This is a genomic window from Amycolatopsis mongoliensis, from assembly GCF_030285665.1.
Classification (GTDB): Bacteria; Actinomycetota; Actinomycetes; order Mycobacteriales; family Pseudonocardiaceae; genus Amycolatopsis; species Amycolatopsis mongoliensis.
In genome coordinates, this window is record NZ_CP127295.1 from 10,608,155 (window position 1) to 10,633,056 (window position 24,902).

Sequence of the window (24,902 nt, forward strand, 5' to 3'; positions counted from 1 at the left end):
CGGCCGTTACCACATCAGTATCTATCGGCCGCGGTGCGGTCGATCTAGAATGTAGGTAAGCATTCGACACCAGCCTTACCTACTCACGTAGGCGAACGTAGGGAGGTGACAATATGTGGACACAGAGCGCACTTTATCCCATCGGCGACTCTTTGTTGGTGCGGACTGGGGTCGACTCGCCCGAACGGGTTGAAACCCCTGCTCGCGGACCCCCTGTTCGCCGCAACGGACGCAACCACGCGCACCTGGGGCACTACATAACGTGCCCGGCGGCCTCCCCGAGCCGCCCGTGGGCGCCCTTGCCGGGCCGCCCGTCCGAGTCCGAGCGGTACTTCCGGGGGTGTCACGATGCAAGACCACAACCTACCTACGTCCCGCGCACGCGGTTGGTTCGACCGGCTTCTGCACCGCCTCGGCGAGTGGTTGTTCGCCGCCGAGGAAGACGCCCGCGCGACCGCGCGCGGCTGGGAGGTCCGCCGCGGGCCCCGAGGCTCCCGGACCTACCGCGATCCCCGCTGGGACACCGTGCACGCCTGCGCCTCCTGCGGCGGCCACGGGATCCAGCCCTCCGACGGCACGGCTTGCCCGGGCTGCGCCGGAACCGGAGTCGTCCGCCGGGCACCCGCGACCGCCGTCCCGGTCGCCGACGGCTGCGAAGGAGCACGGTCATGACCCACGAGATCCCTGAATTGGCCCGGCAGCTGGCCCCCGTCAAGCGGCCCAACCCGGTGCTGTGGCTCTACCACTGGCGCTACGAGCTGCTCGCCGTCACGCTCCTGCCGTACGCCCTGGTCAACCTCGTTCTCTGGCTCGGGCCGGTGTGGTCCGTCGTCGCGTTCGTGGTGGCGTTCAACTGGGTGTTCTACTGGCGCGCGGCCCGCCGCCACGTCCGAGGCCGGCTGCGCGCGATCGTGGTCCAGCACCGCTTGCGCACGGCGTTCGCGAGCGCCCGCATCTGCACGGTCGACGGCCGCCGCCCGGCGATCCTGTGGACCCGCCCGGTGGACGGCGACATCGTGGTGTCGCTGTTCTGCCCGGCGGGCATCGGGTTCGACCAGATCCATTCCCGGCGTGAGGTGCTCGCGGACGCGTGCTTCGCGACGGAGATCTACGTGGACCGGCACCCGAAGTACGGGGCGCTGGTGACGTTGACGATCTGCGCGAAGACGGCCCGGCGCGAGCCCGGTCGCGCGGTGTCGCCGGGCGACGTCGTCCCGCTGCGAGCACACAGCTAGCGACCACCCCGGGGCGTGAGTGGTAATTCGGGTCAGAACCCGAATTACCACTCACGACCGGCGCGGCGCACAGCAACCGCACAGGGCGATCACACGATCACCAAAGCGGGACCGGCGACCGTAGGAGGCATGACAGCCACCGCCTCCGCAGCACGGCCCGGGACCGTCCCGGTCGATCTGGCCGGCCCGCAGCCCGTCCTCGACGTCGTCATCCCGGTCTACAACGAAGAGACCGACCTCGAACCGTGCATCCGCCGGCTGCACGCGCACCTGGCCGAACACGTCTCCTACCCCTACCGGATCACGATCGCCGACAACGCGAGCACCGACGCGACGCTGCGGGTGGCCGAAAGACTCGCCCGGGAGTTCCCGGAGGTGGCCGTCCACCACCTCGACGAGAAGGGCCGCGGCCGCGCGCTCAACGCCGTCTGGCGGGCCTCCGACGCCGCCGTCCTCGCCTACATGGACGTCGACCTCTCGACCGATCTCGCCGCGCTCGCACCGCTCGTCGCCCCACTCCTGTCGGGGCACTCCGATCTCGCCATCGGCAGCAGGCTCGCCCGGGGCGCGCGGGTCGTGCGGGGGCCGAAGCGCGAGTTCATCTCCCGCGCCTACAACCTCATCTTGAAGTCGACGCTCGCCGCGAAGTTCAGCGATGCGCAGTGCGGCTTCAAGGCCATCCGCGCCGACGTCGCGCGCGAGCTGCTGCCGCACGTCGAGGACACCGGGTGGTTCTTCGACACCGAGTTGCTCGTCCTGGCGCAGCGGGCCGGGCTGCGGATCCACGAGGTGCCCGTCGACTGGGTCGACGACCCGAACTCGTCGGTCAACATCGTCAAGACCGCCACCGCGGACCTCAAGGGCATCGCCCGCGTCACGAAGGCCACCTTCACCGGCGAGATCCCGATCAGCCGGCTGCGTGAGCAGCTCGGGCGGCAGCCGATCGGCGTCGAGGCACCGGGCGTGCCGCCGCGGCTGGTGACGCAGCTGGTGCGGTTCGCCGCCATCGGCGTCAGCAGCACCCTCGCCTACCTCGTGCTGTTCCTGCTGCTGCGGACCGCCGTCGGCGCGCAGCCGGCGAACTTCACCGCGCTCCTGGTCACCGCGATCGGGAACACCGCGCTGAACCGGCGGCTCACCTTCGGCATCCGCGGGCGCGCCGGTGCCGGGCGCCACCAGTTCGAAGGGCTGATCGTGTTCGGCCTCGGGCTCGCGCTGACGAGCGGATCGCTGGCCCTGCTCAACGGATCCACCACCCCCGGCCTGGTCCTGGAGATCACCGTGCTCGTGCTGGCGAACCTCGCCGCGACGGTGCTCCGGTTCCTGCTCCTGCGCGGCTGGGTGTTCAACCCGCGCCGCCAGGCCGCTACCCAGAAGGAGTACTGATGACCGCCGTCCTGTCCGACCCGGTGACGCAGGAACCGCGTCACCGCAAGGAATCCGCCGCGCACGCGCCACCGCGCTGGGTCCGCCCGGCCGTGTTCGGGCTGCTGGCCGCGACCGCCGTGCTGTACTTCTGGAACCTCACCGCCTCCGGCTACGGCAATTCGTTCTACGCCGCCGCCGTGCAGTCCGGGACGCAGGACTGGAAAGCCTGGCTGTTCGGGTCGCTCGACTCGGGCAACGTGCTGACGGTCGACAAGCCGCCCGCGGCGCTGTGGGTCGCGACGGCCTTCGCCCGCGTCTTCGGGTTCTCCAGCTTCACCGTGCTCGCCCCGCAGGCGCTGATGGGGGTCGCCTCCGTCGGGATCCTGTACCTGACGGTGAAACGGACTTCGGGTCCGGTCGCCGGGCTGACGGCCGGTGCGATGCTGGCGGTCACCCCGGTCGCGGCGCTGATGTTCCGGTTCAACAACCCGGACGCGCTGCTCGTGCTGCTCATGGTCGCCGGCGCCTACTTCGTCGTGCGCGCCACGGAAAAGGCGAGCCCCCAGTGGCTCGCGCTGGCCGGCGTCGCGATCGGCTTCGGCTTCCTGACGAAGATGATGCAGGCGTTCCTGGTGCTGCCGGCCTTCGGGCTGGTCTACCTGATCGCGGCGCCGACGTCGCTGGGCAAGCGGCTGCTGCACCTCGGCGGCGCGGTCGCGGCGCTGGTCGTCTCGGCGGGCTGGTACATCGCGCTGGTCGACCTCTGGCCGACGGCGTCGCGGCCCTACATCGGCGGGTCCGAAGGGGACAGTCTGCTCGAACTCGCCCTGGGCTACAACGGTTTGTCGCGCATCTTCGGCGGCGGCGACGGCAGCGGGCCCGGCGGTGGCGGTGGCATGGGCGGCGGGAACACCGGCTTCGGCGGTGCTTCGGGCCTGTTCCGGATGTTCGGGCCGAGCTTCGGCACGGAGATCTCGTGGCTGCTGCCCGCCGCGCTGATCGGGCTGGTCGCCGGGCTGTGGTTCACGCGGCGCGCACCGCGCACCGACCGGACGCGGCTGGCACTCGTGCTGTGGGGCGGCTGGCTGGTCGTCACGGCGCTGGTGTTCAGCTACATGAGCGGCATCGTGCACCCGTACTACTCGGTCGCGCTGGCCCCGGCGATCGCCGCGCTGGTCGCGATCTCGGGCCGCGCGCTGTGGCAGGGCCGGGCCAACCTGGGCCCGCGGGCGACGCTGGCCGGGATGGTCGTGGCGACGGCGGTGTGGTCGTTCATCCTGCTCGACCGGACGCCGGACTGGTTCCCCGCGCTGCGCTGGATCGTGGCGGTGCTCGGGGTCCTGACCGGGACGGTGCTGGTGATGGGCGTGCCGACCGTCCGCAAGGCGGCCACGGTCGTCGCGGCGGCGGTGGTCCTGACCCTGGGCGTCTCCACCGCGGCGTACGGCGTCGAGACGGCGTCGGTCGCGCACAGCGGCTCGATCCCGACGTCGGGACCGACGTCGAGCGCGATGGGCGGCGGCATGGGCGGAGGTCCGGGCGGCGAGGACTCGTCCTCGAGCGCGATCGGTGCGCTGCTGGCGAAGACGACGACGAAGTGGGCCGCGGCGACGACGGGCTCGCAGAACGCGGCTTCGCTGGAACTGGCCAGCGGCAAGGCGGTGATCGGCATCGGCGGCTGGAGCGGCTCCGACCCGGCGCCGACGCTCGACGAGTTCAAGGCGTACGTCGCGGCCGGCGAGATCAAGTACTACATCGACGGCGGCCGCGGAGGTGGCCCGGGCGGCGGCTCGTCGGAGATCACCGCGTGGGTGACGGCGAACTTCACCGCCACGACGGTCGACGGCCAGACGGTCTACGACCTGCAGAAGTGACGCTCGGGGCCCGGGCTTCTTCGGAAGCCCGGGCCTTTCACGCGATCCCGCGGGCTTCGCGAACCAGCGTGTCGTGGTGGGCCCGGCGGAAGACCGTCGTCTCGACGAGCGCCTCGAAGTGCCGGTACCCGCCCAGGGCTTCCGCCTCGTCGAACGCCTCGGCCGCGGCGGCGGTGCCGTAACCACCGCAGCCCGCGACGATCACGACCTCCGCGGTCTCCGGGGCGAAGGGGTTCGCCGCGCGGATCACCAGGCCGTAGTCGACGCGCGGGTCACCGGCGTCGTCGTAGCGCGGCGAGGCCGCGAAGCCGGACTTGCGGTCGTAGACCGACGAGCCGTGCTCGGCGAACCCGAGCGAGAGCACGCCGTCCAAGCGCTCGAGAACGCTGCCGGTCAGAGAATTGCCGTCCGGGCCGCCGATCAGGATGAGGTCCTCGCGGATCTGGTCCTCCGTGAGCGCCTCGGCTTCGACGAGCCGCACGGCCGACCCGAGCTGGGCCTGCAGCTCCACCGCGGCGAGCAGGTCTCCCTTGCCGACCACTTCCGCGTGGTCCCGCACACCGAACACCATCAGCGGCCGTGAGTCGTGCGACGCTGCGCCCATCGTCGGCTCCTTCGGTCGTGTTACCGAAGTCGTCGCAGGTCAGCGGCTCGTTACGGCCGGGGCCGCAGGTGGTGACCGACGTCCCCGACGAGGTCCACCGTCGCCCGGCGCTCGGTGAATCGCCACCCGTCGGCGGAGCGGGTGAACCGGTCCGCGTACCGGCCGGCGGCGTAGGCCCGCCCCGACGCGGTGTCGCCGGAGACCTCCAGCGCGACGTTCGTCGTCACGTGCTTGGTGCGCGGAGTGCCGTCCTCGTACCCGATCACCGTGTCGCGCAGCATCCGCGCGACCTCGGCGCCGCGGAAGACGAGCGCGCGGAGGTCGCCCACGGGAAACGGTCGTACAGAGAAAGTATGGAAACCTTCCGTACCGTGGCGGCGACGGCGGCAGGGGGCCGCCGACGGGGGTGAATCCATGACGCTCGATCGCCGGAACCTGCTCAAACTCGGTGCGGGGGCGGCCGTCGCGGTCGCGGGCAGCGGACTGCTCACCGGCACCGCCGAAGCCGCGGCGTTGCCGCCCGTGCCGGGCATGCTGGGCGACCGCAAGGCCAACGAACTCTGGTACCAGCTCGACGAAATCGCGTTGTACCACCCGGCCCAGGAGGTGCGGGACGCCTACGCCGTGCTGTTCCCGTTCATCCAGCAGAACGCCCCGGGCGGCCTGCCCGCGAAGTGGCGGGCCCTCAGCCTGGAACCGGGCTACCCGCAGAACTACGCCGAGTTCGTCCAGCCGATCGAGCAGCCGCTGAGAACGCTGTCGGCCTTGCAGCTCGGCAACTTCGACCGCTTCTACCGCGGCGACGAAGAGGCCTCACGAGAGCCTTCGCGGCGTTCGGACAAGGGATCCTGTTCGATCCTCGGCGCGCCGAGGTCGAGTCCGAAGTGCACACCATGGACGGCGATCCGCCTTCGGGCTACCACTTCTGGCACTGCATCCAGCGCGCGCAGATGCTGCTGGGCATCGACCGCCACCGGTGGGCGCGGATCGACCCGCTGCTCGGCTTCGCCTGGGCGCTGCAGTCGATCGCGAAGCCCGACCACCGGCACGTCAACCCCGGCCTGCCGCGCGAGCAGGTCCGCGCGCTGGCCCGGTACTGGCTGCCACGGTCGCCCGCCGGACTCGACCGCGACTTCCGCTCGTCGCCCTACCCGGACAGCACCCGCTGATACGCCGCCTGCAGCACCGGGCCCGGCGCGATCCCGAGCCGTTCGTCGAGGATCCGCCGGCCCCGGTGGTAGACCGCCACCGCGTCCGCCGGCCGCCCGCTCGCGCAGAGCGCGGCCATGAGCAGCGCCCGCGCGCGTTCCCGCAGCGGGTGCGCGAGCACCAGGCCGGTGGCGTCCGGCACCGCCCGCAGGTGGTCGCCGGCCGCCACCTCCGCTTCGATCCGGCTCTCCAGGACGGCCAGCCGGAGCTCCTCGAACCGCGCCGACTCTCCCGCGCGAAGCGGTTCGGCGATGCCGGCGAGCACCGGGCCGCGCCACAGGTCGAGCGCCGCGCCGAACAACCCCGCCGCGCGACTTGCCGCGCCCGCGCGCAGTGCGTCGTGGCCGGAAGCGGCCAGCCGCTCGAACTCCTCCGCGTCGACCGTGCCGCCGTCCGGCGCCAGCAGGTACCCGCCACCCGTCCGGACCAGCCGCGCGGGCCGTCCGAGTCCCTTGCGCAGGCGGGAAGCGTACGTGCACAGCTGCGCGTCGACCGTCGACGGCCGGTCGCCTTCCCACAGCAGCGAGACCAGCCGCTCGTCGGGCACCACCCGGCCGCGGGCCAGCAGCAGCGCCGCCAGCAGCGTCCGCGGCTTCCGCCCGCCGAGCACGGCCGGGCGGCCGTCCGCGCGGATCACCGTCAGCGGCCCGAGAATCCGGAACTCCATGCCCCACCCCGTTCCCAAGGTACCCGGACCGACACCGCGGGCACAGGAAAGTCTCAGACGGACCACAGGTTCGGCGCGGATCATCGGGACAGAGGGATGAGGAGGCCGCGATGATCACGACACGTCCGGGTTACCCGCGCTGGCACACCGCGAGCGCCCAGGGGCCGCGCTCGCTCAACGCCGACGCCGTCGGGGCGTACGCCGCCGCCGGCGGGCCCGGCATCGTGTTCGCCCTCGCCGACGGCGTCGGGGACGATCCCGCCGCCGCGCGGGCCGCCCGCATCGCGTCCGCAGCCGCCGCCCGCACTCCGGTCCACAAAGGACCCGTCGAAGCCGTGCTCGCCGCGCAGCGCGCGGTCCGCGAGCAGACGGCCGGGGACGCCGTGCTCGTCGTGGCCATGCCGGCCGCGCACGGCGGGTACCGCATCGCCTGGGTCGGCGACGCCCGCGCGTACGCCTGGGACGGCACCACGCTCGGCCGCCTGACCACCGACCACACGCTCGCCGAGTACTTCCGCGCCCGCCACCAGCCGGTCACCCCGCGGATGGAGCACGTGGTCACCACGAGCGTCCGCACGGCCAAGCCGGAGGAGATCGGCACGGCGGAGACCACGAGCGCGGGCCTGCTCCTGACCAGCGACGGCGTCCACAAGCCCCTCACCGGCAGCGGCATCCGCGCGGTGCTGGCCCAGCCGGGCACGGGCGCGGCCGAGCTGGTCGAGGCGGCCCTCGCCCGCGGGGGCTCGGACAACGCGACCGCCGTCTACGTCGAACCCCTGGAGGCCGACAGCACGACGGTGCGATTTCCCGTCGCCGCGTGACCCGGGTTAACCCCGCTTCAGCTGCCGGTACTCGCGCAGCACCAGGACGATGATCACGACGTCCAGCGCGGCGAAGAACGGCAGCGCGATCGAGTGCGTGTGGATCGCCCGGAAGATCTCGTAGACGACGAACGCCGACAGGACCAGCGCCGCGACGGGGTACGCGCGCACGATCTTGCGCGCCAGTGCCCACACCAGGCCGAGCTTGATCAGGCCGTGGGCGAGCAGGTACGCGACGGCGAACGTCTTCGTGTCGCCGTGGAGGAAGTTCTCCGTTGCCGACTCCAGGTGCCGCGCGAGGGTGCCGGCGGGGTCGCCCAGCAGGTCGCGCGTGATGACCGCGTGGGTGAACCCACTGACGGTCGAGGCGGGGATGAACGCGAGGACCAGCGCCCCGGCGACCTGCAGCGCGCCGTCGAGCCCCTTGATCGCGATCGCGACCCGGAAGAACTTCTCGGTCGCGGTCGTCTTCGTCTCGGACATGCCTCCAGCTCAGCACGAACGGCCGGCCGGCGCACGGGGAGCCCACCGTCGATCCTGGTCAGCGGCTCTCCGCAGCCGCCGAAGTCTCCGCGCACACGACATCCTCCGCGAAGGTGACCGCCGCCTCGGCCGCGTCGCCGCCGAAGACCGGGCCGCTCGCGTACAGGCCGTCGATGATCACCATCACCCGGTCGGCGAGCCGGCCGGGGTCGGCGGCCGAGGTCTCCCCCGCCAGCTCCCGCAGCCGGGTTCGCGCCCGCACCAGCTGGTCCACCGCCACGCGGTGGGCCGGGTGCCGCGGCTCCGGGAACTCCGCGAGCGTGGCGCGCAGCGGGCACCCGCGCGAACCGGGCCGGGTCGCGCGCACCCCGACCTCGCGCACGAGCTCCACCAGCTGCCGCTCCGGGGCGGCAGCGGCCGCCTTCGCACCGGCCAGGAGGACGTCCCAGGCGGCGCCGCAGCACCTCAGGTACGCCACCACCAGCTCGTCCTTGCTCGCGAAGCAGGTGTAGAGCAGGTTCTTGCCGCACCCGCACTCGTCGATGATCCGCTGCAGCCCGACGGCGTGCACCCCGTGCCGGTCGAACAGCCGGGTGGCGGTTCCGAGGATGCGCTCACGGGCGTCCGGCGTCGGCATGCGGGGATGGTAATGGCCTCCCCGGCATCCGGGGAGGCCATCACGCGGTCACATCGCCGGCGGCGCCGACTTCGTCCCCCAGCTCGTCGGGGTGTCACTCAAGCGGAACTGGATCTTGCCCGCGCGGAGCAGGTCGGCGTGGGAGATCCAGCTGCGGTCGTAGCCGCGGTGTCCGATCTGGACATCCTTTGTGTACTGCAGCTTCGCCGCGCTCGCGCCGGGCGCCTCGATCTCGATCTTGCGGCCGCCGGCCGGCCGGATCTCGACCTTCTCGAACATCGGCGTGCTGAGCAGGTACGTCCCGGAGCCGGGCTGGGCCTCGAAGACGCCCGTCATGCCGAAGACGAGCCACGACGAGATCGTGCCGAGGTCGTCGTTGCCCGGCATGCCGTACGGCGTGTCGGTGAAGAGCGTCCGCGCCGCGCGCAGGACGGCCGACGTCTTCCACGGCGCGCCCGTCCAGCTGTACATCCAGGGTGCGTGCAGGTCGGGCTCGTTGTTCGGGTTGAAGGCGAAGTTGTTGTGGTAGTCGTACGCGCCGTGGACCCAGGAGTCCTTGGCGGCCTTCGCCGGGTCGGTGAGCAGCAGCGGCATGTCGAAGAAGGTGTCGAGCCGCTTTTCGGCCTGTCCCGCACCACCCATCAGGCCGAACAGCTTCGCGGTGTCCTGCTGGGCGAGCCACTGGTACTGCCACGGTGTGCCCTCGTGGAAACCGGTGGACTGGGCCGGGTCGGGGTCGCCGACGCCGGTGCCGTCCGCGGCCTTCGTGCGCGGGAAGCCGGTGAAGCCGCGGGATTCGACGCCGGTGTCCCACAGCTTGGCGAAGTTGCCGCAGCGGCCCTCGAGCGTCTTGGCCTTGTCGGGGTATCCGAGCCCTCGGGCCATGGTGGACAGCGCGCAGTCGGCGAGGGCGTACTCGAGGGTCGCCGAGCCGGCCTGGCGGGTGTCGCCGTAGGTGTAGCCCGGCAGGTCCTGGTAGCCGATCCAGCCGTTCTTCACGTAGGTCGGGTTGCCGTCGCGGCCACGGAAGATCGACTGGTCTTCCGGGACTTCGTTGGCGTTGCGCCACAACGCGTCGAAGAGCTGGCGCGCGGTCCGGTCGTCGAGGAGGCCGCGGCGGTAGTTGTCGACCACCCACGGCGTGACGGGGTCGCCACTCATCACGTTCGTCTCGCCGCCGGCCAGCGCCCAGCGCGGCACCCAGCCGCCGTCCTGGTAGATCTTGAGGATCGACTTGGTCATGTCCGCGGCCTTGTCCGGGTGCAGGAGCGCGACCAGCTGGTTCTGCGAGCGGTAGGTGTCCCACAGCGAGAACATCTGGTAGTACGTGTCCCGGCTGCGGTGGACCCGGTCGTCGAAGCCGCGGTAGGAACCGTCCACATCGGACCCGACGGACGGGTGCAGCAGCGACCGGTACAGCGCGCTGTAGTAGGTCCGCTGGTCGGCGGTCGTCCCCCCGGCGACGCGCATGCGGTTCAGCTCGTCCTGCCAGGTGTCGTGCGCCTGCTTCCCGGCCTTGTCGAACGACTTGGGCTGCTCGGCCATGCGGTTGAGGCGAGCGCCGTCGACGGAGGTGTAGGAGAGGCCGACGGAGGCGCCGACCTGGCTCTTGTCGGTGCCGAAGCTCAGCCACGCGCCGGTGCGCTGGCTGCCGAGCTTCGCGTCGCGCTGGTCCGGCGTGAGCTTGTTGTCGGTCCAGGTGCCGAAGCTGGTGAACTTGCGGTCGAACTTGGCGCTGAAGAAGACCTTGTACCGCTCCTTCTGCGTCTCCCAGCAGAAGTTGCCGCCCTGCAGCCAGCCTTCGACGGTGTCGTCCCCGACGACGTGGACGTCGCCGGCGTAGGTGTAGCCGTTGCTCTCGCCGACCTCGATGAGGACGTTCTCGCTGGTGGCGCCACTGGGGAAGGTGTAGCGGTGCTGGCCGGTGCGCTGGGTGGCGGTGAGCTCGGCGTCGATGCCGTTGTCGAGCTTCACGCCGTAGTAGCCGGGTCGGCGGGTCTCGTTCGCGTGGCTGAACTTGGCGCCGTACTGCGCGGGATCGCTGCTGGTGACGGCGCCGGTGGTGGGCATGAACCGGAAGTTGCCCATGGTCTGGCAGCCGACACCGGAGAGGTGGGTGTGGCTGAAGCCGAGCGTGGTGTCCTGGGCGTAGTCGTAGGACGCGTACTTCTTGAGCTGGGTGTCCGGGCTGAGCTGCACCATCCCGAAGGGGGTGGTCGCGCCCGGGAAGGTGGTGCCGTCCCCGTTGTTCCCGATCGAGGTGTCGACGAGGGTGGTGGGGTCATCGGCGAACCTGCTGCTCGCTTCGGCGGGGGTCGCGAGGGCGATCGCGGTGGCTCCGGCGAGCATGGTGGCAAGGACGCGCGTCCGCGTTCTCATCCGTCTCCTCCTGACAACGTTGTCACATATCCGGTGTGATCCTTTCCGTTGTCCGGTGGACAAATCAACCCCCAGGGTCGCCGGCGCCCCAATGTGGCGTTCGGTGCGTGGGGCGCACCCAATGTGGCGTTCGGTGCGTCTGACGCAACCAACGCCACATTGGGGCGCACGGGCTGAGGGGTTCACGAATGGTGGATTCCGGCTGAGAGCGTCGCGAACGGACCGTTCGCGACGCTGTGAGCTGGCGTTTTGCCGAGAGTTGTGGCGAAGCTGGGTGGATGACGAGGGGAACCTGGGCACGGCATCCACTGGTTGCCGGCCACAAAGACAATCCGGACGTCGTACGGACGGCCGAACTCGAGGAAATCGGCATGCCCCGGAGCAGCATCTACCGACGCTGCCTTCCCGGCGGCCCGTGGCAGCGGCTGTTGCCAGGAGTCATCCTGCTGCATCCCACCGAACCCACCAGCGAGCAGAGACTGCAGGCGGCGCTCATTCGAGGCGGCGGATCCGCTCTGCTCACCGGACTCTGGGCGCTTCGAAGACACGGGCTCCGGCACTGCCCGGAGCCCGACGACGTGCACATCCTCGTGCCCGACGAAAGGGAGATCACCAGCACCGGTTTCGTCCTGGTCGAACGAACGACCAGGTTGCCCGGCCCGATCCTGCGAAGTGGGATCCCGGTCGTCCCGGCGTATCGGGCAGCGCTCGACGCGACCCGTCGGATCCGCGACTTCGACACCGTGCAAGCAATCCTGGCGGAAGCGGTCCAGCGCAAGCGTTGCACGGCGGAACAACTCGACCGGGAACTCCAGCGCGGCAGCCAACGAGGCTCGGCGATTCCACGCCGTGCTCTGCAGGCGATCCTCTGCGGAGCCGAATCAGTCGCCGAGGCCGATGCGTGGGAGATCTGGAAACTTGCCGGGCTGCCACCCGCGGAGTGGAACGTCCAGGTCTACGACGAGCAGGGCAAGTTCGTCGCCAAGCCGGACGCCTGGTGCGACGACGTCGCTTTCGCCTGGGAGATCGACTCGCGCAAATGGCACAGCGAGTGGGACGACTATTCGAGCACCCTCGATCGGAACGCCCGCTACACGGCAGCCGGCATCGCGTTCCTGCAAACGTTGCCGATCCGGCTCCGGACCCACCCCGACGACGTGATCGCCGAGCTTCGTGCCGCGTACGCGGCGGCCGAGCAACGCCCACGTCCACCGGTCAGCCGACGCCCGTAGCCCCCGGGCAAGCGCCCCAATGTGGCGTTCGGTGCGTGGCACGCACCGAACGCCACATTGGGTGCGTCAGACGCAACCAACGCCACATTGGGGCATTCGGGGGCAAGCCGAGCCGGACGGGACGGGGGCGGGCTCAGATCTGGTGGGTTACGTGGCCGCCCAGGATCGTTGCCGTTACCGGGAGCGCTCGCAAATCCGTCGGGGACAACGTCGACGGGTCCGCCGCCGTCACCATCAGGTCCGCCGCATCCCCCACCGAAACCCCTCGGCGGCCGGAAGAAGCCGCGGCCAGCGCGTCCGCCAACGGGATCGCCTGCTCCGGGTGCCAGGGCGGCCGGTCGTCGTCCGTGCGCGAGACCGCCGACGCGATTCCGTCCCACGGGTCCAGCGGGGCCACCGGGGCGTCCGAACCGAACTCCAGCCGGGCGCCCGAGTCCAGCAGTGACCGGTACGGGAACGCCCGCGACGTCCGTCCGTGCCAGTGGCGGTCCGCGACGTCGCGGTCGTCCGGCTGGTGCGCCGGCTGGACCGCCGCGATCACGCCCAAGGCCGCGAACCGCCGGATGTCGGAGGGGGAAAGCAGCTGCGCGTGCTCGATCCGGCCCGCGCAGCCGACCTCCTCGAACGCGTCCAGCGCGATCATGTTGGCCTGGTCGCCGATCGCGTGGACCGCCGGGGTCAAGCCGTGCGTGGAAGCCCGCGCCAGCAACGGAACCAGCGAAGACGGCGGAAGTTCCAGCAGCCCCGGCGAATCGCCGCCCGGGTAAGGGTCGTGGCAGTAGGCCGTGCGGGTGTTCAGCGAGCCGTCCACGAAGAGCTTGAACGGGCCCACCGTCAGCAGCCCGCCGGAATCCGGGAGCACGTCGCCCGTGCGGTGGCCGCGCTCGATCGCCTGGTCCAGCAAGTACCGCGCGATCACGCACGAGATCCGGGCGGCGGGCGTGCCGCGCGAGAGACGGCGGGTCCAGTCCGCCACCGTGTCCGCGTACTCGTAGTCGACGATCTGCGTCACGCCCCGCGCCGCCGCCGCGGACACCGCTTCCGCCACCCACGCGTCCTGGACGTCGACCGCCGCCGTCGGCAGCTGGGCCGTCGCGCTCATGCAGTCGTTCTCCAGCAGCACGCCCGTCGGGTGCTCGCGGCCGATCAGCTTCAGCGCCGCCGGGCTCAGCCACAGCGTGTGCAGGTCCGCGCCGAACAGCGCCACCGCCCGACCGGGCAGCGCCCGCTGCAGCAGGTCCTTGTGCGGCTTGTCCGGCCAGAGCGCGTCGCGGAAACCCGCACCCACCACCAGCTCCGACTGCTGCGCCGGCGTCGCCAGCAGGTGCGCCAGCAGCAGCTCGATCGCCTCCGCCGCCGACCGCGCCGCTTCCAGCGGGATCCGGCGGCGGAACGTCGCCCACTGCACGAGGTGGGCGTGCGCGTCGACCAGGCCCGGCAGCAGCGTGCCGCCGTGCCCGTCGACGACCCGTGCCGCGAACCCGGCCGAGCCCGGCTCGGTGATCGCCGTGACGCGGCCGTCGTTCACACGGACGTCCGCGAGCTCCCCGCCGAGCCCCGGCCGCACGCGGCGCAGCAATAGATCGTCCATGCGGACAACCTTGCCAGCCCGACCCCATCCGGGTGAAGCACGGCGTGAGATGGGAAATAGCTGGGTACCAGCTAGCGTTGTAAGCATTGGCAGCCGTCGCCCGCCGAAGGGTCAGGGCCGGTCCATGGGCGCCGCCTTCACAAGCCGCGCAGGGTTCGACTCCCTCGGTTGCCGCCGGAGATCCGTGAATGTCGCATCGAGGGACTCTGAGTCCCTCAATGCGACATTCACGGCCGTTCAGCCCACCGGCATGTCACGACGCCGCAACGCCGCCAGGCCACCGATCCCGGCCACCGAGGCGATCACCACCAGCCACACGACCGGCGCCACCGTGAACGTCCCGCCCGGCAGCCGCGGCAGGTGCGCGAAGGGCGAGATCCCCAGCACCGCCTCGTTCCACTGCAGCGCCGATCCCACCAGCGACAACAGCAGGAACGCGCCCAGCAGCCCCCACGCCGCCGCCGCGAAGCGCGGCAGGAAGCCGATCAGCGCCGCCGCCAGGCCCGCCAGCACCCAGACCGCCGGCAGCTGGGCCAGCGCCGCCGGGACCAGCGAAGCGCCGCTCCCGTACGCCAGGCCGGTCGCCCAGCCCGTGACCGCCAGCACGACCGCCGAGCCCAGCACCGCGAACGCCAGGTGCGCGAGCGCCCAGCCGATCCGGCCGACCGCCGTCGCCAGCACCGGTTCCGCCCGGCCCGCCGTCTCTTCCGCACGCAGCTTCAGCGTGGCCTGCACCGCGTACCCCGCCGCCGCCAGGCCGAACAACGTCATCGTCCCGGCCAGGTAGGCGTCCATCACCCCGCCTCCGCCGCCCATCCGCGCGAGGACGTCCGCGACGGCCTTGTTGTCCCGCATCATCTCCGCGACGTTCTGCGCGACCCCGCCCATCAGCAGCCCGATCAGCGCCAGGCAGACGGTCCAGACCAGCAGCGTCCCCCGCTGCAGCCGCCAGGCCAGCGCCAGCGGAGACCGCAGCGACGCCTTCGCCGTCGCTCGCCCGAGCCTCGCCGGGAGCAGCGCCGCGCCGAGGTCCCGGCGCGCGGACAGCGCGACCGCCAGCGCCACGAGCAGGCCGGTGCACGCGAGAGCGAGCGCCAAGACCCACCACTGCTCCCCCGCGAACGGCCGCATCCGGTGCGCCCAGCCGATCGGCGACAGCCACGACAGCCAGCCGGCCGAGCCGCTGCTGTCCCCGGCCGCCCGCAGCAGGAACGCCAGGACCAGCCCGCCGATCCCGATCCCGCGCGCGCCGCTCGCGCCCCACGTGAGCTGCGCGGCGACCGCGCCGACGCCGGTGAACACCCAGCCCACCAAGGAGAAGCCGAGACCCAGCGCGAACGCGCCCGCGGCCGGAACGCCCTGCGCGGCGACGCCGAGCCCGACCACCAGGCCGTACCCCAGGCACGCGCCGCACGCGGCGATCACGGCGGCCGCCAGCCCGGCGTGCCGCCCCACGACGGTGGCGCCGGTCAGCTCCCGGCGGCCGGCCTCCTCCTCGGTCCGGGTGTGCCGGACGACGGTGAGCAGCGCGATCAGCCCGACGACGACCGGGATGAACCCGCACTGCCACGCGAGGAGGTTCCCCACCGACGAGCCGTACAGCGGGCCGTTGCGGACGACGAACGTCGCGCTCGTCACGTTGAGGTCGTAGAAGCGCTGCCGCGACGCCGCGTCGGGGTAGGCCGCCTCGATCGACGACAGGTACCCGATCGGCGCGACCGCCAGGCAGACGATCCACAGCGGCATCAGCAGCCGGTCGCGGCGCAGCACCAGCCGCAGCAGCGACCAGGTCGCGGTCATCGCGCCGCTCCGACCGGTTCGTCCTGCTGGTAGTGGCGCAGGAACAGCTCTTCGAGCGTCGGCGGCCGGCTGACCAGGTTCCGCAGCCCGGCCCCGGCCAGGTGCCGCATCACGTCGTCCAGCGCGGCCTGGTCGACGGCCAGGTGGACGTGCGAGCCGTACGAGCTCAGGTCGTGCACGCCCGGCAGCGAAGCCAGGTCCGCGGGGACGTGGGCGAGCGAGGCGTCGATCGTGATCCGGCCCAGGTGCCGCAGCTCGTCCAGGCTGCCCGACTCGACCGTGCGCCCGGCCCGGATGATCGTGACGCGGTCGCAGAGCGCCTCGACCTCGGACAGGATGTGCGAGGACAGCAGCACGGTCCGCTCGCCGCGCTGCCGTTCCTCCGCGACGACCTGCCGGAACACCTCCTCCATCAGCGGGTCGAGCCCGGACGTCGGCTCGTCGAGCACCAGCAGCTCCACATCGGACGCCAGCGCCGCGACCAGCGCGACCTTCTGCCGGTTGCCCTTCGAGTACGTCCGGCCCTTCTTGCGCGGGTCGAGGTCGAAGCGCTCGACGAGCTCCTCGCGCCGCTTCGGGTCGAGACCGCCGCGCAGCCGGCCGAGCAGGTCGATGACCTCGCCACCGGTGAGGTTCGGCCAGAGCGTGACGTCGCCCGGCACGTACGCGAGCCGTCTGTGCAGCTCGGTCGCGTCGGTCCAGGGGTTCCCGCCGAGCAGGGTGGCGCGGCCGCCGTCGGCCCGCATCAGCCCCAGCAGGATGCGGATCGTGGTGGTCTTGCCGGCGCCGTTCGGCCCGAGGAAGCCGTGCACCTCGCCGGTGTGGACGGTCAGGTCGAGCCCGTCGAGGGCTTTCGTCCGGCCGAACGCCTTGGTGAGGCCGTCGGCGGTGATCGCTTCGGCCATCGTCATTCCTTCCGGTGGTAGGAGGCCAGCGCTTCGCGGGCCTTTTCGAGGACTTCGGGGGTGGCGAGCGGGTTCATGAACAGGTGCCCGGCGGCCATCGACATCCGCAGCATCGCCTCGTGCGTGCCCGGCTCCTCGCCGAGCGCGCGGGCGACGTGGTCCTGCAGGATCATCAGCCCGCCGGTCATCGCGGCGAGCGCGGCGGCGACGCCCCGCGGGTCGGGCATGTCCATGCCCTGCTCGCGGAAGTAGCGCTCGGTGCCGTCGACGATCTCGGTGAACTGCGCCGCGGCGGCTTCGGAGCCGTCGATCATGGCCCGCCCCAGGTAGCGCCGGAAGAGCAGCTGGCGGGCGTCGAACGTCGGGAGGAACCCCGGGTTCGCGACACCCTTCGCCAGCACCTCCTCCTTGAACTTCAGGAGCTCGTCGAAGACGTGGGTGTCGCACGCTTCGCGCAGGCCGTCCTTGGAGCCGAAGTGGTGCCGGATGAGCCCGCCCGACACCCCGGCCTCCTTGGCGATGTCCAGGATCGACGTCTTCTCCATGCCTCGTTCGGTGAACAGCTTGATCGCGGCATCCCGGATCCGGGCCCGTGCGGTGAAGTCTTCGGTGCTCATGAACTTCCTATACGTGCGTGTAGTCGACTACACGTCAATATAGCTCGCTACACGCACGTGTAGCAAGAGTGGACCGATCACCCGTCCGCGGCACATCCGGTGGCCTCCTAACCGGGCAGCGGATTAGGCCATTCGGCCCGCGACCAATTGCGGTCGATGGGCTAACTGTCTGATTGCTGAGGAAGATCTCGCGTTGTGTACTTCTCGGACGCATCTCTTCATGAAGGGTCGTTCTCAGTGACACAGCACAGATCGCGCTGGAGACGGCGGGCCGGGATCACCGTCCTCGCCACCGCACTCGGCGCCTCCGTCCTCGGCGTCGCCGTTCCCGTGGCGGTCGCCCAGCCGGCCCCGCCGACCTCGGGCGCGGCCGACGGCAAGACCCTCGACGAGCACGACCGCGCGCTCGTCGCCGAAGCCGAGAAGGCCGGCAAACCCGACGTCACGCTGCTGATCGCGGCCGAGAAGGGCCAGACCGGCGCGGCCGTCGAGCAGCTCAAGGCGCTCGGTGGCGTCGTCCAGTCCACCGACACCAAGCTCGACTACGTCAAGGTCACCATCCCGCCCGAGAAGGCGGAGAAGGCCGCGAAGCTCAAGGCGGTCAACGCCGTCGACGTCGACGGCCTCGTGTACCGCGACGACCCGAAGCCCGACGGCGCGACCACCCCGCTGCCGCAGCCCGCGCCGGGCAAGAACACCCCCCGCGTCAACCCGTACCTGCCCACCGGCGACACCTACGCGGCGCAGTTCGGCCAGGTCCTGCCCAACTGGGACGGCAAGGACACCACCGTCGCGGTGCTCGACTCCGGGGTCGACCTCGACACCCCCGCGCTGGCGACCACCAGCCACGGCGAGCGCAAGATCGTCGACTGGTACAACGCCAACGCCACCAACTCCGGTGACGGCACGTGGGTCAAGCAGTCCACCCAGACCTACACCGGCACCTTCACCTCCAACGGCAAGAGCTGGACGGCCCCGGCGACCGGCGGCCCGTACACCTTCGGCGTGTTCAGCGAGACCGCCGGCGACCTCGGCGCCGCGGACAGCGAGACCGGCGGCGACGTCAACCGCGACGGCGACCGCGCCGACTCCTGGGGCGTGCTGCAGGACAGCGTGACCAAGGAGGTCCGCGTCGACCTCAACGGCAACGGCGACTTCACCGACGAGAAGCCGATGACCGACTACGCCAAGAAGTACGACGTCGGCTTCTTCGGCACCGACAACCCGGCGACCGACATCGCCGAGCGGATGGCCTTCGTCGTCCAGACCGACAAGGCGGGCTACGTCGGCATCGGCATCGCCGGCGCCGAGCACGGCTCGCACGTCGCGGGCATCGCCACCGGCAACGACCTGTTCGGCGGCAAGATGGACGGCGCGGCCCCGGGCGCGAAGGTCCTGGCCGTCAAGGTCTGCCTCACCGGCAGCGCCTGCACGTCGTCCGGCCTGGTCGACGGCGTCGTCTACGCCGCCAGCCACGGCGCCGACGTCATCAACATCTCGATCGGCGGCCTGCCGGCGCTCAACGACGGCAACAACGCCCGCGCGGAGCTCTACAACCGCACGATCGCCGAGTACAACGTCCAGATCTTCATCTCGGCCGGCAACAGCGGCGCCGGGGCGAACACCGTCGGCGACCCGTCGGTCGCGTCGGACGCGATCTCGGTCGGCTCGTACATCACCAAGGAGACCTGGCTGTCGAACTACGGCTCGGTCACCCAGAACGCCGAGTCGCTGCACCCGTTCTCCTCGCGCGGCCCGCGTGAGGACGGCGGCTTCAAGCCGGACATCATCGCGCCCGGCGCGGCCATCGCCACCGTCCCGCGCTGGGAGGCGCCCAGCCCGGTACCCGGCACGTACACCCTGCCGGCCGGCTACGCGATGCTGCAGGGCACGTCGATGGCGGCGCCGCAGGCGACCGGCGCGGCGGCGCTGCTGGTGAGCGCGTACAAGGCGACGCACAACGGCCGGCGGCCGCCGGTGGCGCAGCTGCGTTCGGCGATCAAGTCGACCGCGCGGTTCGTGCCGGGCATCGGCGCGTACGCCCAGGGCGCGGGCCTGTTCAACGTCCCGGCCGCGTTCGTCGCGCTGTCGCTCAACCCGAAGCCGGACGCCGTTTCGACGTCCGTCGAGGTGCACACCGCGCTGTCGGGCCTGCTGGCCACGCCGAACACCGGCGTGGGCATCCACGACCGCGAAGGCGTGACCACGGGCAAGGCCTACACCCGCACGTACACGATCACCCGCACGACGGGCTCGGCCAAGCCGGTGCCGTACTTCGCGCGGTGGACCGGCAACGACGGCACCTTCTCCTCGGCGTCCACAGTGGTCCTGCCGCTGAACACCCCGGTGAAGTTCGACGTCAAGGTGAACCCGAAGAACACGGGCGTCCACTCGGCGCTGCTGTACCTGGACAACCCGCTGACCATCGGCATCGACGTGCAGACCCTCAACACGGTCTTCGCGCCGCAGGAGTTCACCGCCGGCAAGGGCTACCAGGTCGACGTCGCCGGCAAGATCGCCCGCAACCAGGCGACCAGCTACTTCGTGCGGGTGCCGCAGGGCGCCAGCGCGCTGAAGGTGGACCTGGACGCGGGCGCCGGCGCCCCGGGCAAGGGCCAGGTGCGGTTCCTGCGCTACGACCCGACCGGTGTCCCGGCCGAGGCGAGCACGTCCACGACGTTCTGTTACCTGCCCGACGCCGGCGCCGGCTGCCCGGGTGGCACGCCGACCAGCCGGACCGTCGCCAACCCGCTGCCGGGCGTGTGGGAGATCGTCGTCGAGGCGCGCCGGACGTCCGATGTGGACAATGCGGCGTACAAGCTGAGCGCGTCGGTGCTGGGCACGGCGATCACGCCGAACCCGGACACGATCGCGTCGGCGACGCTGGGCCAGCCGGTCGCGCGTTCGTACACCGTGACGAACACGCTCGGCGCGTTCACCGGCAAGCTGAACGGCGCCACGCTGGGCAGCGCGAAGATCTCGCGGCCGGCGATCGCCGAAGGCGCGCAGCAGCAGTACCAGATCGCGGTGACGCCGGGCTCGACGTCGCTGACGGCCACGATCGGCAAGACGTCCGACGTCGGCGCCGACCTGGACCTGGTGCTGTACAACTGCACGAGCGGCTCCTGCGTGCAGGCGGCGGTCAGCGCGGACGGCGACTCCGAGGAGTCGGTGACCGTGGCCAACCCGGCCGCGGGCACCTGGGTCGCGCTGGTCGACGGGTACGCGGTGCCTTCGGGCACCACCGAGTACGACTACCTCGACGTGTTCACCAACCCGGCGTTCGGCTCGGTCGCGGTGACCGACGCGAACGCGGCGCGCGCGTCGGGCAGCTCGTGGACGGTGCCGGCGACGGTGACGGCCACGGCCGCCCCCGCGGCGGGCCGGGTCCTGCGCGGTCAGCTGACCGTGCAGACCGACTCGGGTGTCACGGTCGGCTCCTCGCTGGTGCTGGTCAACTCCGTCAGCTAGTCCCGCTCAACGGAAACCGCCCCGGGTTCGCCCGGGGCGGTTTTCGTTTACCCGGAGGCTTTCCTGGTGGGTTTCCGACGCAAGTTTGCGTATGTCCGGTGAAGTATTGCCCTCGCTCGGTTCTCGTCCGTATCGTCTGGACCACTCCCAGCCCGCAACGGCGCGACGAGGGGTTCCCATGCGACGGTTCACGACGATCTTCGCCGCCCTTTTCCTCCTGGTGGCCACCCTGACCGCACCGGCCGCGCACGCCGCCGCGGCGCTCTCCGGCCGGACCCACCTCTTCTACTACCCTTGGTACGGCGCCGGTTCCGGCGGTTACCGCCACTGGCAGCAGGGCGGGCACACGCCCCCCGACGACCTCGGCGCGAACTTCTACCCGGTGCTGGGCCCGTACGACTCCGGCGACTTCGGCGGGGCCGTCGAGCAGCACATGCGCTGGATCGAGCAGTCCGGTGCCGGGGTGCTCGTCTACAGCTGGTGGGGTCAGGGGTCCTATGAGGACGGCCTGGCGGCCGGCGTGCTGGAAGCCGCGGCGCGGCACGGGATCGAGGTCGCCTGGCACCTGGAGCCCTACAGCGGGCGGACGGCGTCGTCGACGGTGGCGGACATCGAGTACCTCCTCGGGCGCTACGGCTCCAGCCCGGCCTTCTACCGGGAGGGCGGCCGCGGGGCGTTCTACGTCTTCGAAAGCCTGCGCATCGCGGACTGGTCGCCGTTGGACCAGGTCCGTTCGTCGGCGATCGTCCTGGCGCAGACGACCGACACGAGCAAGGTCGCGCACTTCGGCGGGATGTACACCTACGACGCGATCGCCGGGGCGACGGCACCGGGCTGGCGCGAAGCGGGCGCGTACTGCGAGGCGAACGGCCTGGTGTGGGCGCCTTCGGTGGGCCCCGGCTACAACGACGATCGAGCGGTCCCCGGCAACACGACGCCGACGCTGTCCCGTGACAACGGCGCCACCTACGACCGCGAATGGCAGAACGCGCTGTCCTCGAACGCGGACTGGGTTTCGGTGACGTCGTTCAACGAGTGGCACGAAGGCTCGGTCATCGAACCGGCCCGCTCGTCACCGCCTTCGCCGGCGTACGAGACTTTCGCCGGTGCGTATGGGACTTCCGGTGCGGCGTCGGAAACCGCTTATCTGGACCGGACGCGCTACTGGGCTTCGCAGCTCTCCGGGCCTTCGGTGAACCTGGCGCTGAACAAGACGGCATCCGCGAGCGGGTCACAGGGTGGGTATCCGCCGGGCAACGCGGTCGACGGAAATGCTTCGAGCTATTGGGAAAGCACGAACAACACGTTCCCGCAGACCTTCACGGTGGACCTGGGCGCCCCGGCCACGGTGGGGCGGCTGGTGCTGAAGCTGCCACCGTCGTGGGGCACCCGGACGCAGACCATCGCGGTGAACGGCGGCAGCCCGGCGGGGTACGTCTTCGACCCGGCGCACGGGAACACGGCGACCATCACGCTGCCGGCGACGCCGGGACAGTTCGTGCGGCTGACCTTCACCGGCAACACCGGCTGGCCCGCCGGCCAGTTGTCCGAAGTGGAGGCCTACGCCTCCTGAGCCCGCGCCAGGAACGGCGCCGGGTCGGCCAGCACCCGGTGCACCACCCGGCCCGCCGCGCCCAGCGTCGCGGCGTCGCCGCCGAGGCGTGACGCCGACAGCACCGGCGGTGCGCCCCGGAGCCCGCCGAGCCGTGCCGCCAGCACCTCCGACACGGGACCGGACAGCCACGGGTACAGCTGCGTGAAGATTCCGCCCAGCACGATGCGGTCGAGGTCCAGGAGGTTCACCGCCGACGTCAGCGCGACGCCGAGGGCGCGGCCGGCCGCCGCGCACGCCTGCAGGGCGGTTTCGTCGCCGCGCTCCAGGGCCGCCAGCAGCGCGGGCACGGACGGGGCGTTCCCCGCGGCCAGCACCGCCTCCTGCCCGGCGAACGTCTCCAGGCACCCGCTGCCCCCGCACCGGCACGGTGGCCCCTCCGGCGCCACGACGACGTGGCCCAGCTCGCCGGCCAGTCCGCGAGCCCCGGAGAACAGCGAGCCGTTCACGACCAGGCCCGCGCCGATGCCGATTTCGCCCGAAACGTAGAAGAAGTCGCGCTCGCCGTCGCCGAACCAGAGCTCGCCCAGCGCCGCGAGGTTCGCCTCGTTGTCCAGCTCGACGGGGATGGGCAGCCGCAGCAGGTCGGCCGCGCGGACGTCCTGCCAGCCCAGGTTGGGGGCGCTGAACAGCACGCCGTCGCCGACCGGGCCGGACACCGCCAGCACCGCGCCCGCGACCTCCAGCCCGAGCCGGTGCGTCTCGGTCAGCGCCTCCGTCGCCAGTGCCTGCAGCTCGGAGAGGACCTTCTTCGGCCGTGAACCGCGGTTGTCGCGCTCGCGGCGGGCGGCGAACCGCACCCCGCCGGTGAGGTCGAGCACGCGCACCGCGAGGTAGTCGACGTTGATCTCCAGCCCCAGTGACGCCACGCGCGCCCCGCTGAGCACGACCGCCACCCCCGGCCGGCCGCGTTCGCCCGCCCGCGCGGGCCCGGTCTCGGCGAGCAGCCCGGCGTCCACCAGGTCGCCGACGAGCTTGCTCACCGTGGACTTGGTCAGGCCGGTGACCTCGGCGAGCGCGGCACGGGTCAGCGGGCCGCCGCGGCTGACCGCGCCCAGCACGACCTCGAGGTTGCGGGCGCGCATCGAGTCGTGCCGCACGGCCTGGGTCATCGCGTCCCTCCTGCGAAGCACTCTAACCGGCCTCTTGACGCCCGGGACCGCCGCGGCGCATATTTAGTCTACAACGTGAACTAAATGAAGGGACAGTCATGAGCGACTACGCTCCCCAGCCGGCCGACAAGTTCACCTTCGGCCTCTGGACCGTGGGCTGGCCCGCGGCCGACCCGTTCGGGGTCGCGACGCGCCCGCCGTTGGACCCGGTGGAGAGCGTGCACCGGCTGGCGGAGCTGGGCGCCTACGGCGTGACGTTCCACGACGACGACCTCCTGGCCACCGAGCCCGACCGCGACAAGGCGATCGAACGGTTCCGCAAGGCGCTCGCCGAGACCGGGCTCAAGGTCCCGATGGCGACGACGAACCTGTTCACCCACCCGGTGTTCAAGGACGGCGGCCTGACCAGCAACGACCGCGACGTCCGGCGGTACGCGCTGCGGAAGGTGCGCCGCAACCTCGACCTCGCGGCCGAACTGGGCGCGGAGACCTACGTCGTCTGGGGCGGGCGCGAAGGCGCCGAGTCCGACGTCGCGAAGGACGTCCGGGCGGCGCTGGCCCGCTACAAGGAGGGCCTCGACCTGCTCGCCGACTACGTCGTCGAGAAGGGCTACTCGCTGCGGTTCGCCCTCGAACCCAAGCCGAACGAGCCGCGCGGCGACATCCTGCTGCCGACCATCGGGCACGCGCTGGGCTTCATCTCGCAGCTGGAGCGCTCGGAGCTGTTCGGGCTCAACCCCGAGGTCGGGCACGAGCAGATGGCCGGGCTCAACTTCGTGCACGGCATTTCGCAGGCGCTGTGGCAGGGCAAGCTGTTCCACATCGACCTCAACGGCCAGCACGGCCCGAAGTACGACCAGGACCTGATCTTCGGCCACGGTGACACGAAGAGCGCGTTCTTCCTGGTCGACCTGCTGGAGAACGGCGGGTACGAGGGTCCGCGGCACTTCGACTACAAGCCGCTGCGCACGGAAGACCCCGCGGATGTCTGGGTGTCCGCGGCCGCGAACATGCGGACGTACCTGATCCTGAAGGAGAAGTCGGCGGCGTTCCGCGCGGACCCGGAGGTGACGGAGGCGCTGGCGGCGTCCCGGGTCCCGGAGCTGTCGACGCCGACGCTGGCCCCGGGCGAGTCGTTCGACGACCTCCTGAACGACGAGTTCGACCTCGACGCGGCGGCGACGCGTGGTTACCACTTCACGCGCCTGAACCAGCTGGCCCTGGAGCACCTCCTCGGCGTCCGCTGAAAAGCCGTGAATGGCACATTGAGGGACTTAGAGTCCCT

21 protein-coding genes are annotated in these 24,902 nt (G+C 71.4%); 10 read left to right on the forward strand and 11 right to left on the reverse strand.

Annotated features, from left to right (window positions below):
- Positions 1 to 348: 348 nt before the first annotated feature.
- The 4 genes from QRX60_RS50515 to QRX60_RS50530 all read left to right on the forward strand — a co-directional run bounded on the left by QRX60_RS50515 (position 349) and on the right by QRX60_RS50530 (position 4,477).
- A complete protein-coding gene (locus QRX60_RS50515) occupies positions 349 to 672 on the forward strand; it encodes a hypothetical protein (protein ID WP_285998569.1) in 324 nt (107 codons plus the stop codon).
- A complete protein-coding gene (locus QRX60_RS50520) occupies positions 669 to 1,235 on the forward strand; it encodes a hypothetical protein (RefSeq protein ID WP_285998570.1) in 567 nt (188 codons plus the stop codon). The genes QRX60_RS50515 and QRX60_RS50520 overlap by 4 nt, the downstream gene beginning before the upstream one ends.
- Positions 1,236 to 1,364: 129 nt before the next feature.
- Positions 1,365 to 2,621: a bifunctional glycosyltransferase family 2/GtrA family protein gene (locus QRX60_RS50525; RefSeq protein WP_285998571.1), complete on the forward strand. Its 1,257-nt coding sequence runs from the start codon at positions 1,365 to 1,367 to the stop codon at positions 2,619 to 2,621.
- Positions 2,621 to 4,477: a glycosyltransferase family 39 protein gene (locus tag QRX60_RS50530; RefSeq protein ID WP_285998572.1), complete on the forward strand. Its 1,857-nt coding sequence runs from the start codon at positions 2,621 to 2,623 to the stop codon at positions 4,475 to 4,477. Before QRX60_RS50525 ends, QRX60_RS50530 begins: the two co-directional genes overlap by 1 nt.
- Before the next feature lie 37 nt (positions 4,478 to 4,514).
- On the opposite strand, the gene QRX60_RS50535 is transcribed toward QRX60_RS50530, so the two are convergent.
- Together QRX60_RS50535 and QRX60_RS50540 are read right to left on the reverse strand one after the other, a co-directional pair.
- Positions 4,515 to 5,081 (reverse strand): hypothetical protein, encoded by a 567-nt coding sequence (locus QRX60_RS50535; protein WP_285998573.1) that lies wholly within the window; start codon positions 5,079 to 5,081, stop codon positions 4,515 to 4,517.
- A gap of 50 nt (positions 5,082 to 5,131) precedes the next feature.
- Positions 5,132 to 5,410 carry a nuclear transport factor 2 family protein gene (locus tag QRX60_RS50540; RefSeq protein WP_285998574.1) on the reverse strand — a complete coding sequence of 93 codons (279 nt, stop codon included), beginning with the start codon at positions 5,408 to 5,410 and terminating at the stop codon, positions 5,132 to 5,134.
- Between the two features lie 564 nt (positions 5,411 to 5,974).
- Here QRX60_RS50540 and QRX60_RS50545 point away from each other — a divergent pair.
- Positions 5,975 to 6,250 carry a hypothetical protein gene (locus QRX60_RS50545; protein ID WP_285998575.1) on the forward strand — a complete coding sequence of 92 codons (276 nt, stop codon included), beginning with the start codon at positions 5,975 to 5,977 and terminating at the stop codon, positions 6,248 to 6,250.
- Here the strand turns inward: QRX60_RS50545 and QRX60_RS50550 are convergent.
- On the reverse strand, positions 6,229 to 6,957 hold the full coding sequence (locus QRX60_RS50550) for an AfsR/SARP family transcriptional regulator (protein ID WP_285998576.1): 729 nt from the start codon (positions 6,955 to 6,957) through the stop codon (positions 6,229 to 6,231). The two genes, QRX60_RS50545 and QRX60_RS50550, sit on opposite strands and share 22 nt — an antisense overlap.
- Positions 6,958 to 7,067: 110 nt before the next feature.
- Between QRX60_RS50550 and QRX60_RS50555 the strand changes: the two genes are divergently transcribed.
- Positions 7,068 to 7,778, forward strand: a complete 711-nt coding sequence (locus tag QRX60_RS50555) for a PP2C family protein-serine/threonine phosphatase (RefSeq protein ID WP_285998577.1) — start codon at positions 7,068 to 7,070, stop codon at positions 7,776 to 7,778.
- Positions 7,779 to 7,784: 6 nt separating this feature from the next.
- Here the strand turns inward: QRX60_RS50555 and QRX60_RS50560 are convergent, their stop codons facing one another.
- The 3 genes from QRX60_RS50560 to QRX60_RS50570 are packed head-to-tail and all read right to left on the reverse strand — an operon-like array spanning position 7,785 to position 11,277.
- Positions 7,785 to 8,261, reverse strand: coding sequence for a DUF2127 domain-containing protein (locus QRX60_RS50560; RefSeq protein ID WP_285998578.1), 477 nt, complete (start codon positions 8,259 to 8,261; stop codon positions 7,785 to 7,787).
- 58 nt (positions 8,262 to 8,319) lie between these two features.
- Positions 8,320 to 8,898 (reverse strand): TetR/AcrR family transcriptional regulator, encoded by a 579-nt coding sequence (locus QRX60_RS50565; RefSeq protein WP_285998579.1) that lies wholly within the window; start codon positions 8,896 to 8,898, stop codon positions 8,320 to 8,322.
- A 48-nt stretch (positions 8,899 to 8,946) separates the two neighbouring features.
- Entirely contained in the window at positions 8,947 to 11,277 is a 2,331-nt protein-coding gene (locus QRX60_RS50570; protein WP_285998580.1) for a GH92 family glycosyl hydrolase, read from the reverse strand.
- A gap of 278 nt (positions 11,278 to 11,555) precedes the next feature.
- Here QRX60_RS50570 and QRX60_RS50575 point away from each other — a divergent pair, with 278 nt between their 5' ends.
- Positions 11,556 to 12,509, forward strand: a complete 954-nt coding sequence (locus tag QRX60_RS50575; protein WP_408630194.1) for a hypothetical protein — start codon at positions 11,556 to 11,558, stop codon at positions 12,507 to 12,509.
- A 133-nt stretch (positions 12,510 to 12,642) separates the two neighbouring features.
- On the opposite strand, the gene QRX60_RS50580 is transcribed toward QRX60_RS50575, so the two are convergent.
- The 4 genes from QRX60_RS50580 to QRX60_RS50595 all read right to left on the reverse strand — a co-directional run bounded on the left by QRX60_RS50580 (position 12,643) and on the right by QRX60_RS50595 (position 17,422).
- Entirely contained in the window at positions 12,643 to 14,100 is a 1,458-nt protein-coding gene (locus QRX60_RS50580) for an amidohydrolase (RefSeq protein WP_285998581.1), read from the reverse strand.
- Positions 14,101 to 14,337: 237 nt separating this feature from the next.
- Positions 14,338 to 15,900 (reverse strand): ABC transporter permease, encoded by a 1,563-nt coding sequence (locus QRX60_RS50585; protein ID WP_285998582.1) that lies wholly within the window; start codon positions 15,898 to 15,900, stop codon positions 14,338 to 14,340.
- Positions 15,897 to 16,805 carry an ABC transporter ATP-binding protein gene (locus QRX60_RS50590; protein WP_285998583.1) on the reverse strand — a complete coding sequence of 303 codons (909 nt, stop codon included), beginning with the start codon at positions 16,803 to 16,805 and terminating at the stop codon, positions 15,897 to 15,899. The genes QRX60_RS50585 and QRX60_RS50590 overlap by 4 nt, the downstream gene beginning before the upstream one ends.
- Positions 16,806 to 16,807: 2 nt before the next feature.
- Positions 16,808 to 17,422: a TetR/AcrR family transcriptional regulator gene (locus tag QRX60_RS50595; protein WP_285998584.1), complete on the reverse strand. Its 615-nt coding sequence runs from the start codon at positions 17,420 to 17,422 to the stop codon at positions 16,808 to 16,810.
- Between the two features lie 237 nt (positions 17,423 to 17,659).
- On the opposite strand from QRX60_RS50595, the gene QRX60_RS50600 reads away from it, so the two are divergent.
- Both QRX60_RS50600 and QRX60_RS50605 read left to right on the forward strand, forming a co-directional pair.
- A complete protein-coding gene (locus QRX60_RS50600) occupies positions 17,660 to 20,893 on the forward strand; it encodes a S8 family serine peptidase (protein WP_285998585.1) in 3,234 nt (1,077 codons plus the stop codon).
- Between the two features lie 178 nt (positions 20,894 to 21,071).
- Complete coding sequence (locus QRX60_RS50605; RefSeq protein WP_285998586.1) at positions 21,072 to 22,466, forward strand: discoidin domain-containing protein; 1,395 nt, start codon at positions 21,072 to 21,074, stop codon at positions 22,464 to 22,466.
- On the opposite strand, the gene QRX60_RS50610 is transcribed toward QRX60_RS50605, so the two are convergent.
- Positions 22,454 to 23,617, reverse strand: coding sequence for an ROK family transcriptional regulator (locus QRX60_RS50610; RefSeq protein ID WP_285998587.1), 1,164 nt, complete (start codon positions 23,615 to 23,617; stop codon positions 22,454 to 22,456). The two genes, QRX60_RS50605 and QRX60_RS50610, sit on opposite strands and share 13 nt — an antisense overlap.
- Positions 23,618 to 23,715: 98 nt before the next feature.
- Between QRX60_RS50610 and xylA the strand changes: the two genes are divergently transcribed.
- Complete coding sequence (gene xylA, locus QRX60_RS50615; RefSeq protein WP_285998588.1) at positions 23,716 to 24,864, forward strand: xylose isomerase; 1,149 nt, start codon at positions 23,716 to 23,718, stop codon at positions 24,862 to 24,864.
- Positions 24,865 to 24,902 lie beyond the last annotated feature (38 nt).